This is a genomic window from Janthinobacterium sp. GW821-FHT03C08 (genome assembly GCF_059420905.1).
Window position 1 is genome coordinate 299,337 of the sequence record NZ_JBWKUP010000009.1, and the last position, 10,666, is coordinate 310,002.

Consider the following 10,666-nt stretch of genomic DNA (forward strand, 5'->3'; position numbering starts at 1 on the left):
AACGATCGATGCAGATCGCTGGTGCTCGATAATTTATCGACATGCAGGGGAATTGATGTCGCCAAACGTGATTTCAGACTCCGGAATGGCGATTCCGGAGTGGTTTTAGGGGGAAATGGCCCTGGCCGCCGGGCTGGATTGGGCGCGGAAGCTGGCGGGTGTCTGCCCGGCCACTTTCTTGAAGGCCGAGTAGAAGGTGGAGCTGGAATTGAACCCGCAGCGCTCGGCAACGGTATCCATGTTCAGTTGCGGCTCGTCGGCCAAGACCTGTTTCGCCTCGGCGATACGGTATTCGTTGACGTAGGTAGTGAAGCTCTTGCCCAGCTTGTCATTCAGCACCTGCGACACCTGCGCCTGCGTGCATCCCGCCCGCTTGGCCAGTTGGGCCAGGGTCAGGTTCGGATTCAGATAGGATTTCTGCCCGCTCATCAGTTGTTCCAGTGCAGCGAGCACGGCAAGTCCATCCTCGTGCGCCAGGCGGGTATGCCGGTATTTTTGCTGCGGGTCGGCCGGCGTCAGGATTTCCTTTCTCAGCAGAAAGACCGTGACGGCGACATGCAGCGAGAAGGTGAACGACAAGGCGCCGATGATGTACGACGTGAACGGCGTGCTCGCGTACGCCGTCAGCATGACGCAGCTGCCGGCAAAGACGCTCAGCATCAGCATGCTGCTGGTGGCCATCCGCTGTCCCTCGTTCAGCCATACATGGCGGCTTTGCCAGAGCAACTTGGCAGTTGCCAGCAGGTAGCATAGCCAGAACAGATGAATCGCATGACTCGAACGGTCCCACACAGGACGATACGCGGCATATGGAAAGGCAATGCCTATGCCGATCAGCAGGAAGGACAGGCCGAGATGCCAGCGCCATTGTTGCCCGGCAGGCTGTTGCGTGAGGCCGGCGATGAAAGCGCGCACATACAGATAGGTCAAGGGACCGATCAGCAGGCAGGCCGACAGGCCCAGCTGGCGAAATTCGATGGCGATCGCCGGGTTGAAGTAGAGGAAGGCGGATTTGGCGGTGCGCACGCCGACGGCAAGCAGCAAGGCGCCCAGCATGCAGTCGGCGAGGCAACGAGGCCGACGGCTGAAAAAATAGACGGCCAGGAAAATACCGTTGATGGCGCCCAGGGCGCTAAACAGGAACAGCAATTGGCGAGCAATCATGGGCTTGTCATTGAGTATGGCGTCGAAGCGCAGTATAGACACAAACGGGGCTGAAACTTGCCTCTGGGCCACTGAATTAACAATTGCATGGGCAAGAACTTGCGCTGCGGGTCGCCAGCAATGGCGCGTAGTGCCACGACGTTCCTGCACCAGCCATAAACTCCCGTTATGCCCGCCCGCCATCCTTTCATGGTTGATCTTGCATATCGGTATTAAACTGGTTTCATCTTCAACCATGTTCGAGATCATGTTGAAAACTGAAACCCCGAGCCGGCGGCATCCGGATCTGGACCTGTATCCGGTGGAGCAACTGGTGGCGGCGCTGGTCGATGACCAGTTCTGGGCCGTCGAAGCCGTGCGCCTGGCGTCGACGCAGATCGCGGCCGCCATCACGGCCGCCCTGCCCCGTATCGCCGCCGGCGGACGCCTGCTGTACGTGGGTGCGGGCACGTCGGGCCGCCTGGGCGTGCTCGACAGCGTTGAATTGAATCCCACGTTTTCCTGGCCGCCCGAGCGGGCCGTCGCCATCCTCGCCGGCGGCGCGGGCGCCATGTTTACGGCCGTCGAAGGGGCGGAAGATGATCTGCCGCAAGGCGAGCGGGATGTGCTGGCCTTGTCGCCGCAAGCAAATGACGTCGTGATCCTGCTGGCCGCGTCCGGCGCCACGCCGTATGTGCTGGGCGCCCTGCTGGCCGCGCGCAGGGCCGGCGCCTTGACCATCGGCATCGCCAACAACGTCGATGCGCCCGTGGCGCACGAGGCGCAATGCGGCATCGTGCTCGACACGGGCACGGAAGTCATTTCCGGCAGCACGCGCCTGAAGGCGGGCACGGCGCAAAAAATCACCCTGAACACGATTTCCAGCGCCCTGATGGTGGGTTTGCATAAAACGTATGGAAACTTGATGGTAGACTTGAAGCCGACCAACGCCAAGCTGATCTGGCGGGCCGTGCGTCTGACCATGCATGCCACCGGCGCCAGCGAGGCGCAGGCCAGGACCGTGCTGGAGCAATGCCACTACCACGTCAAGGTGGCGATTGTTGCCTTGATCAAAAAAATCAACACAAACCAGGCACAGGCATTGTTGGCCCGAGCGGACGGCAGTGTGCGGGCAGCACTGGCCCTCTGATCCGATGGCGCGGCATTCTTCTGTCTGGGCAACAACGAAGGATGTATGGAGCTTGTGAAACAAACCGCCCCGGTGCGCGCGAAAAACCCGTGGCTGTGGATCCCTTCCCTGTATTTCGGCCAGGGCATCCCCTATGTTGTCGTCATGACACTATCCGTGATCATGTACAAGAATTACGGCTTTTCCAATACGGATATCGCGCTGTATACCAGCTGGCTGTACTTGCCCTGGGTCATCAAACCCCTGTGGTCGCCCTTCATCGATATGTACCGCACCAAGCGCTTCTGGATCGTCGGCTTGCAGCTGGTGATCGGCGCCGCGCTGGCGCTGGTAGCCTTGACGACCTCCCTGCCGCACTTTTTCCAGATCAGCCTGGCCATCTTCTGGCTCATGGCCTTCAGTTCCGCCACGCATGACATCGCCGCCGACGGCTTTTACATGCTGGGCCTGGAACAGCACCAGCAGGCGGCCTTCGTCGGCGTGCGCAGCACGTTTTATCGCCTGGCCATGATCGCCGGCCAGGGCGGTCTCGTGTATCTGGCCGGCTATCTGACGCATGCGACGGGTCATGTGCAGCTGGCCTGGTCCGTCGTGTTTGCCATTTTGTCTGGCCTGTTCATCGCCCTCTTCCTGTACCACTATTTTATTCTGCCGAAACCGCAGGATGACCGCCCCAGCATCCAGGAAGCAGGTGTTTCTCCGTTGCAAGAATTCGTCGCCACCTTTGCCGCGTTTTTCAGGAAGAAGGATATTCTCGTCATCCTCGGCTTTTTGCTGCTGTTCCGCCTGGGCGAAGCGCAACTGTTGAAGCTGGCGGCGCCCTTCCTGCTCGACCCCGTCGCCAAGGGCGGCCTGGGCCTGAGCACGGAACAGGTGGGACTCGTCTACGGCACCATCGGCGTCATCGCCCTGACCCTGGGCGGTTTGCTGGGCGGATTCATCATTTCCCGCTTCGGCTTGAAACGCTGCCTGTGGATCATGGTGCTGTCCGTGCATCTGCCCGACCTGGTGTTCGTGTATCTGGCCACGGCCTTGCCCAGCAATATCTATGTGATCGCGGGAGGCATTGCGCTGGAGCAATTCGGCTATGGCTTCGGTTTCGCCTCGTATATGTTGTACATGATCATGGTGTCCGACGGTGCGCATAAAACGGCCCATTACGCCATTTGCACGGGTTTCATGGCCCTGGGCATGATGTTGCCGGGCATGGCCAGCGGCTGGATACAGCAAATGCTGGGCTACCAGCACTTCTTCATCTGGGTCTGCATCGCCACGATTCCCGCTTTCATCATGGCCGCGCTGGTCAAGATCGACCCGGAATTCGGCAAGAAGGCCGCGGCCTGATTCTTTTGAACGGTGCGCCCGCAAGGATGGCGGGCGCACAGTAAAATGCTCCACCGATAGACCTGCGCTTCACCACTGCAAGGAATTGTTTTGTTGTCTACTTTCAAAAAACGCCTGGGCGCCACGGCTGGCGTACTGGCTGCGCTGGCCACCGCCACATTGCTCAGCAGCTGTACCAGCACCAAGATGCCCTCCGCAGTGACGCCAGGCGAAGCGGGCTTGCCGGCAGTACCGCCCGTGCAGCACATCACGGGCGAAGTGCCGCCGCCGGCGCCGCGCGAGTTCCGCGCCGCCTGGGTCTCGACGGTGGCCAATATCGACTGGCCCAGCCGCAGCAATTTGCCTGTCGCCAAGCAGCAAGCGGAAGCGATCGCCATCCTCGACCGCGCCAAGTCCTTGAATCTGAACGCGATTGTGCTGCAGGTGCGTCCCAGCGCGGACACGATTTACCCATCGCAACTGGAGCCTTGGTCGGAGTATCTGACGGGCAAGCAAGGCCAACCACCGCTGCCCATGTATGACCCGCTGGCCTTCTGGGTGGCGCAGGCGCATGCGCGCGGCCTGGAATTGCACGCCTGGTTCAACCCCTACCGTGCCCGCCACGCGACGGCCAAGTCGCCGCTGGCGCGCGACAGTTTCGCATCCACCAACCCCGCGTCCGTCAAGCAATACGGCCGCTACTTATGGATGGACCCGGGCGACGCCGCCGCCTCGAAGCATACGACGGACGTGGTGCTGGACGTGGTGCGCCGCTACGATATCGATGGCGTGCACATCGACGATTACTTTTATCCGTATCCGATCGATGCGCCTGGCGCCGGTGCCGGTGCGGAAACGGCCGCGCTGGACGCGGGCAATGGCGGCGCCAGGCGTGAACTGCCCTTCCCCGATGAACCTTCCTGGCAGCAATATCTGCTTGCCGGCGGCCAGCTGGACCGCGCTTCCTGGCGCCGCCAGAACGTCAACCAGCTGATCGAAGCCTTGTATACAGGCATCCACCGCGAAAAGAGTTGGGTGCGTTTCGGCATCAGCCCGTTCGGCATAGGCCGTCCCGACCGCCGCCCTGCCGGCATCGTCGGCTTCAGCCAGTACGACAAATTGTATGCGGATGCGGAACTGTGGCTGGCCAAAGGCTGGCTCGATTACCTGTCGCCGCAGCTGTACTGGCCCGTGGCGCAGGCGCCGCAGGCGTTCGGCGTGCTGCTCGACTACTGGCTGGCGCAAAATCCGTATGGCCGCCACGTGTGGCCAGGCCTGTACACGAGCCGCATCGACAATTCCGCCAAGTCCTTCACGCCGCAAGAGATCATCAAGCAGGTGGAAGTGACGCGCACACGCCCCGGCGCGAATGGTCAGGTGCATTTCAGCATGGTGCCCCTGATGCAGAACCGCAAGGGAATCAGCGACCAGCTCAAGGCGAGCGTGTATCAAAGCCCGGCCCTGATTCCCGCCACGCCGTGGCTGGGCAAGGACGCGCCCGGTACGCCGGCCGTGGCCACGCGCCGCGATTCCACCAGCCTGAACGTCAAATTGGCGGCGGGCGGCGGCAAGCCCGTGGCGCAATATGCCGTCTGGGCCCGCTACGGCGAAGACTGGCGCTTTACCGTGGTCACGGGCGTGCAAGGTGAACTGACCCTGGTCGATGATGCCTCTGGTCAAGTCAATGCGGTGGTGGTCAGCGCCGTGGACCGCCTCGGCAATGAAAGCCCCCGCGTCACCGTGCGCGCACCGTTTGCGGCCGCTGCCAAGTAGTTGCTGAGGGTTCACTAGTAGTCCATAACCTGCAGGCATGAAACATGCGCAAGCTTTCATGCCTGCAAGCTTCGCTTGGCTTTACACTCATGCCATGATTTCCTTCCCTGCAACCAATACTGACACTGCCGTGCTCGGGCTGGGCATCGACGCGGGCGGCACGCAGACGCGCTGGGCCCTGGCCACCGCCGATGGCGTCATCGTGGCCGACGGCGCCGTCGAAGGCTTGTCTGCCTTGCAAATGAGCAGCGAGGCGGGCCGCGCTGCCGTGCACGCCACGTTTACCCGGCTGTGCCAGGCCGTGCTGGCCGTCGGCCGGCCCCGTGCCGTGGTGGCGGGCTTGACGGGCTTTGGCGGCGACGATGTTGCGCTGGCGCAAACGCTGGCCACCTTGCTGGGGCTGGACGCGTCCCACGTCAGCATAGGCAACGACATTGAAATCGCCTATCGCGACAGTTTTGAACCCGGCGAAGGTTATCTGGTCTACGCCGGTACGGGCTCGATCGCCGCCTGGATCGATGCGGAGGGCGTGTTCCACCGTGCGGGCGGACGCGGCGTGCTGCTCGACGATGGGGGCGGCGGCTACTGGATCGCCCGCGAAGCCTTGCGCCACATCTGGCGCCGCGAAGACGAAGCGCCCGGCAGCTGGCAGGAATCGCCCATGGCCGAGGCGGTATTTGCGCATGTCGGCGGCAGCGACTGGTCGCTGTCGCGTGCCTTCATGTATGGCCAGGATCGGGGTACCATCGGCCGCCTGGCGCTGGCCGTCGCCGCCAGTGCGGATGCCGACCCGCTGGCGCTGGATATCTTGCAGCGCGCCGGGCAGGAGTTGGCGCGCCTGGCCCTGGCCCTGACGGCGCGCCATGGTCCCCGTCCCGTGGTGCTGGCCGGGCGTGCGGCGCAATTGCATCCGGCCATCGCGGCTGCCATGCGCGCCGCTTTGCCTGTATCGTTAACCATGGAGCAAAAAGTTGCCCGTTCACATGAAGCTGCGGCGCAGGTGGCTGCCAGGACCGCCAGCCAGGGCGGCGGCAAAGACTGAACATTTTATTAACCCGAACACGGATCTTTCATGAAAAAAATCGCCCTCGCCCTGCTGGTGGCCCTGCTTTCCGCCTGTAGCACGCCCGCGCCGCACCTCGACCACAGCTTGACGGCGCGCAGCCAAAGCCCGCGCGTGAAATTCATCGTCATCCATTACACGGTCAGCGACCTGCCCCGCTCGATCAAGATCCTGACGGAACAAGTGGTCAGCAGCCATTATTTGCTGACGGATACGGACAAGCCGAAGTTTTACGTGCTGGTCGACGAATCGCGCCAGGCCAATCACGCGGGTGTGAGTAACTGGAAGACTTATACACAGTTGAACGTGAGCTCGATCGGCATCGAGATCGTCAACCCTGGCTACAAGGACACGCCGGAAGGCCGTATCTGGTATCCGTTTTCGCAGGCCCAGATCGATGAGCTGATCCCGCTGCTGAAAGATATCCAGGCGCGCTACAACATTGCGCCGGAAAATATCCTGGGCCACAACGAAATCGCGCCGCAGCGCAAGCAGGATCCGGGTCCATTGTTCCCCTGGCGCCAGCTGGCCGACGCGGGCCTGATCGTGTGGCCGGACGCCAACCGCGTTGCCGCACAGCGCGCCATTTTTGACCAGCAAGTGCCGGACGCCGTCTGGTTCCAGAAAAAGCTGGCCCAGCATGGCTATGCCACGCCGAATACGGGCGTGTTCGACGAAGCGACGCGCAATGTGCTGATCGCCTTCCAGATGAAGTATCGCAACAAGTTGTTCGACGGCACGCCGGACGGCGAAACGGCGGCCTTGCTGGAAGTCTTGACGACGCCGGCCCCTGCAACACCGGCTGTTGCAACAAAGTAGCATGGCCGTTCCAGCCCATGACTTTTTCTTATATGCTGAACGTTGACGGCCCACGGGGCCACGGCAAGGTAAAGGAATAGCTCATGCGGCTGCGTCATATCGAAGTATTTCACGCCATCATGCAAGTTGGCACCATCAGCGGCGCCGCCCAGGTGCTGCATATCTCGCAGCCGGCCGTGACCAAGGTCTTGCAGCATTGCGAGTTGCAACTGGGCATGCCGCTGTTCGAGCGCGTGCGGGGCAAGCTGTACCCGAAGCCCGAGGCGCACCGCCTGTTTGTCGAGACGGAAAAGCTCAACCGCGACTTGCTGGGCATCCGCCGCCTGGCGGCCAGCCTGAAGGGCCATGCGGTGGAAACCATCCGTCTGGTGTCCACGCCCACCATTGCCATCAGCGTCTTGCCGTTTGCCATGACGCAATGGCGGCGCGACTTTCCCCACACGCGTTGCCAGCTGGCTACCCACCACACGGGCGAGATCGTCAATACCCTGCGCCTCGGTGAAGCGGACCTGGCCGTATCGCTGCAAGACCCGCGTCATCCGGGCATCGTGGCCGAACCGCTCGCGCAGGGTGTCATGACGGTCATCGCCCCGGCCGGCACCTGGCATGCGGCCGATTGCGGCACGCCATTGACGGCGCATGGCCTGAACGGCGAGCTGATCGGCCATGCGGACAACGATCCGCTGGGCGAACTGGTGGTGGCCGCCTGCGAAGCGCAGGATATCCACCCCGTCTTCAGTACTGTGGTGCAGACGTATCAAATCGCCCGTTCCCTGGTGGAAGCGGGCGCCGGCATGGCCGTGGTCGACCCGTTTACGGCGGCGTCCGGTTCGCCCGAGCGGCTGCAGCGCCGTCCTTGGGCGCCCACCATCCCCATCCAACTGTATTTATTGACGGCGAGCCACTCGCCGCTGTCGCATGGCGCGCGGCGCCTGGCCGACAGCATTGGCGTGGCGGCGCGCAACTGCCTGGAAAGAGGAGTCTGATGTCTGTTGCAAGTTTGCAATTGGAAGCGGTCGGCAGCGATCCGCAATTTCGCCACCTGAGCAGCATCGCCGGCATCGCCGTCGACTTGCGCTATGCCACGCCCGACAATTTCGTCGGCCGCGATTTATACAGCCCCATCGATTGCGCCTGGCTGCACCGCGATGCGGCTGCCGCGCTGGAAAAAGCCGTGGCCTGGCTGGCCGCGCATCGCCCCGATCATCATCTCTTGGTGCTCGACGCCTTGCGCCCCCAGCGGGTGCAGCAGCAATTGTGGGATGCGCTGCAGGGCACGGAGTTGCTCGGCTATATAGCGGAACCGTCGCGCGGCTCCATTCATTCGTTCGGCATGGCGCTCGACATCACCATCGTGGGGCCGGACGGCCAGGAACTGGACATGGGCACGGGTTTCGACGACCTGAGTGAGCGCTCGCACCCTGCGCTGGAACTGGTGTTGCTGGAAAAGGGGGAAATTACGGAAGAGCAGGTGGCGCATCGCCGCTTGTTGCGCGACGCCATGTTCCAGGCGGGCTTCTTCGGCATCAATAGCGAATGGTGGCATTTCGATTGCGGCGACCGGGTGCTGGTGCGCCAGACCTACACCCGGGTACTCTGATTAAAAGACTTTCAATCCCTTCAGCATCACGATGAGGATCAGCACGGGAGAGACAAAGCGCAGCAGGAACAGCAGCACGTGCGCCAGGGCTGTATTTTGCAGCTGGCCGTGATTGCTGATCGCCTCGATGAAATGCTGCTTGCCCCAGGCCCAGCCTGTAAACAAGGCAATCGCGATGCCGCCCACGGGCAGGAAGATATTCGACGAGACGAAGTCGAACAAATCAAACATATTCAAATTGAATAGCTTGAAGTCCGCCAGGGTGCTGTTACTCAGCGCGCACACGGAACCGAGCACGGCCAGCAGCAGCATGGTCACCACGGTGGCCCTAGTGCGCGTCCAGCCAAAGCGCTCATGGAAAATCACCACGGGCACTTCCATCAGCGACAGCATCGCGCCCGTGGCGGCCACGGCGGCCAGGATGAAGAACACCACCATCAGTGCTTGCCCCATCGGAATTTGCGAGAATACGGCCGGAATCGTGATGAACACCAGCGACGGACCCGCGCTGGGGGCGAAGCCAAACGTGAACACGGCGGGGAAGATGGCGATACCGGCCAGCATGGATACGCCCAGGTCGGCCGCCATCACCCGCAAGGTGGTGACGGGGATATTCTGGTCGTCGCGGAAATAGCTGCCGTAGGTCATCATCGTGCCCATGCCGACGGACAATTTAAAGAAGGCCAGGCCCATGGCCGTCAGCACGACGGAAGCCGTCAGCTTGGAAAAGTCAGGGCGGAACAGAAACGCCAATCCTTCTCCCGCCTTATCCAGCGACAGACTCACCGCGCACAGCAGCAGTAACAGCAGGAACAGCAGCGGCATCAGTTTCTTGGCGATCGCCTCTATGCCCTTGGTCACGCCCAGCATCAATATGCCGCCGATAAACAGCAGTACGCCCCACTGCCACAACAGCGATTGCAAAGGATTGCTGATCAGCGAGGCGAAGGCCGCTTCCGTCACCAGCTTGTCGCTGCTGAGGATGGAACCGTCAATGGCCTTGGCGATATACGCAAACACCCAGCCCACGACTTCCGAATAAAACGCGACGATCAGGAAAGCGGCGACCATGCCGATAAAGCCGACCAGCCACCAGGGCTTGCCCTTCGGTGCCAGCTGTTCCATGGTGGAAATCGGGTTGACCTTGGCGCGGCGCCCCAGGGTGATTTCCGCGATCATCACGGGCAGTCCCACTAATAAGGTAGCGAGCAGATAGATGAGCAGGAAGCCGGCGCCGCCATTGGCGCCTGTCAGATAGGGGAACTTCCAGATATTGCCGAGACCGACTGCGGAACCGAGGGTGGCGGCGAGCACGCCGAAGCCAGTGGTAAAGCCAGCTCGTTTCAGGGTCAGGCCTGATCCTTGAGCTTGTTGTTTCATGGTGAATCTTCTATATATGGGCGCGGATTTACGCTGAGGGGGCGAAATTGTAGCAGTTGGCCGCAAATACCCGGGAAAAGCCTTGCGCCCGCTGGGGCGCTTTGCTATAGTTCGCCTCCCCAATGAGACGCACTAGTTTGCGGCACAAAAGGGACAGCCTTCAGGGGCTGGGTAGTAGAAAAGAAGGAGTTGACGGATTTAGCGAAATGCTTCATACTCTTCCTTCTTCGCAGCTGACAAACACAACGCTTTGTCGATGGCGCGAAAGCAGTAACCGAATACAGTTCTTTAACAATTAACAGTCGATAAGTGTGGACATTTGATGCAGTGCAGCGTCAATCTTCGGATTGGCGTCATACTTAAAATATCAAATGTTCACAAGAAATAATGAAATAGGATACTTCTTCGGAAGTAG

9 protein-coding genes are annotated in these 10,666 nt (G+C 61.3%); 7 read left to right on the forward strand and 2 right to left on the reverse strand.

All coding sequences use genetic code 11. From position 1 onward, the window contains the following. Positions 1-105: 105 nt before the first annotated feature. The gene (locus AC07VL_RS15400) at positions 106-1,401 is read right to left on the reverse strand and encodes a helix-turn-helix transcriptional regulator (protein WP_494806632.1); all 1,296 of its coding nucleotides are present in this window, start codon (positions 1,399-1,401) and stop codon (positions 106-108) included. 10 nt (positions 1,402-1,411) lie between these two features. On the opposite strand from AC07VL_RS15400, the gene AC07VL_RS15405 reads away from it, so the two are divergent. The 7 genes from AC07VL_RS15405 (at position 1,412) to AC07VL_RS15435 (ending at position 8,871) form a co-directional block, all read left to right on the forward strand. Beyond that, entirely contained in the window at positions 1,412-2,293 is an 882-nt protein-coding gene (locus AC07VL_RS15405; RefSeq protein WP_494806633.1) for an N-acetylmuramic acid 6-phosphate etherase, read from the forward strand. A 45-nt stretch (positions 2,294-2,338) separates the two neighbouring features. Next, the gene (locus AC07VL_RS15410) at positions 2,339-3,637 is read left to right on the forward strand and encodes an MFS transporter (protein WP_494806634.1); all 1,299 of its coding nucleotides are present in this window, start codon (positions 2,339-2,341) and stop codon (positions 3,635-3,637) included. 90 nt (positions 3,638-3,727) lie between these two features. Then, a complete protein-coding gene (locus AC07VL_RS15415) occupies positions 3,728-5,389 on the forward strand; it encodes a glycoside hydrolase family 10-like protein (protein WP_494806635.1) in 1,662 nt (553 codons plus the stop codon). Positions 5,390-5,483: 94 nt separating this feature from the next. Beyond that, entirely contained in the window at positions 5,484-6,431 is a 948-nt protein-coding gene (locus AC07VL_RS15420; RefSeq protein WP_494806636.1) for a BadF/BadG/BcrA/BcrD ATPase family protein, read from the forward strand. A gap of 30 nt (positions 6,432-6,461) precedes the next feature. Then, the gene (locus tag AC07VL_RS15425) at positions 6,462-7,271 is read left to right on the forward strand and encodes an N-acetylmuramoyl-L-alanine amidase (protein ID WP_494806637.1); all 810 of its coding nucleotides are present in this window, start codon (positions 6,462-6,464) and stop codon (positions 7,269-7,271) included. A gap of 83 nt (positions 7,272-7,354) precedes the next feature. Then, positions 7,355-8,257 carry a LysR family transcriptional regulator gene (locus tag AC07VL_RS15430; RefSeq protein WP_494806638.1) on the forward strand — a complete coding sequence of 301 codons (903 nt, stop codon included), beginning with the start codon at positions 7,355-7,357 and terminating at the stop codon, positions 8,255-8,257. Continuing rightward, positions 8,257-8,871: a M15 family metallopeptidase gene (locus AC07VL_RS15435; RefSeq protein ID WP_494806639.1), complete on the forward strand. Its 615-nt coding sequence runs from the start codon at positions 8,257-8,259 to the stop codon at positions 8,869-8,871. Before AC07VL_RS15430 ends, AC07VL_RS15435 begins: the two co-directional genes overlap by 1 nt. Here AC07VL_RS15435 and AC07VL_RS15440 read toward each other — a convergent pair whose 3' ends face one another. Further along, positions 8,872-10,251 carry a sodium-dependent transporter gene (locus tag AC07VL_RS15440; RefSeq protein ID WP_494806640.1) on the reverse strand — a complete coding sequence of 460 codons (1,380 nt, stop codon included), beginning with the start codon at positions 10,249-10,251 and terminating at the stop codon, positions 8,872-8,874. Positions 10,252-10,666 lie beyond the last annotated feature (415 nt).

Bases quoted from the DNA above. Each gene is read 5' to 3' on its own strand.
- AC07VL_RS15400 (WP_494806632.1), bottom strand. From the start codon at position 1,401: ATGGTTGAAGATGAAACCAGTTTAATACCGATATGCAAGATCAACCAT.
- AC07VL_RS15405 (WP_494806633.1), top strand. From the start codon at position 1,412: ATGTTGAAAACTGAAACCCCGAGCCGGCGGCATCCGGATCTGGACCTG.
- AC07VL_RS15410 (WP_494806634.1), top strand. From the start codon at position 2,339: ATGGAGCTTGTGAAACAAACCGCCCCGGTGCGCGCGAAAAACCCGTGG.
- AC07VL_RS15420 (WP_494806636.1), top strand. From the start codon at position 5,484: ATGATTTCCTTCCCTGCAACCAATACTGACACTGCCGTGCTCGGGCTG.
- AC07VL_RS15425 (WP_494806637.1), top strand. From the start codon at position 6,462: ATGAAAAAAATCGCCCTCGCCCTGCTGGTGGCCCTGCTTTCCGCCTGT.
- AC07VL_RS15430 (WP_494806638.1), top strand. From the start codon at position 7,355: ATGCGGCTGCGTCATATCGAAGTATTTCACGCCATCATGCAAGTTGGC.
- AC07VL_RS15435 (WP_494806639.1), top strand. From the start codon at position 8,257: ATGTCTGTTGCAAGTTTGCAATTGGAAGCGGTCGGCAGCGATCCGCAA.
- AC07VL_RS15440 (WP_494806640.1), bottom strand. From the start codon at position 10,251: ATGAAACAACAAGCTCAAGGATCAGGCCTGACCCTGAAACGAGCTGGC.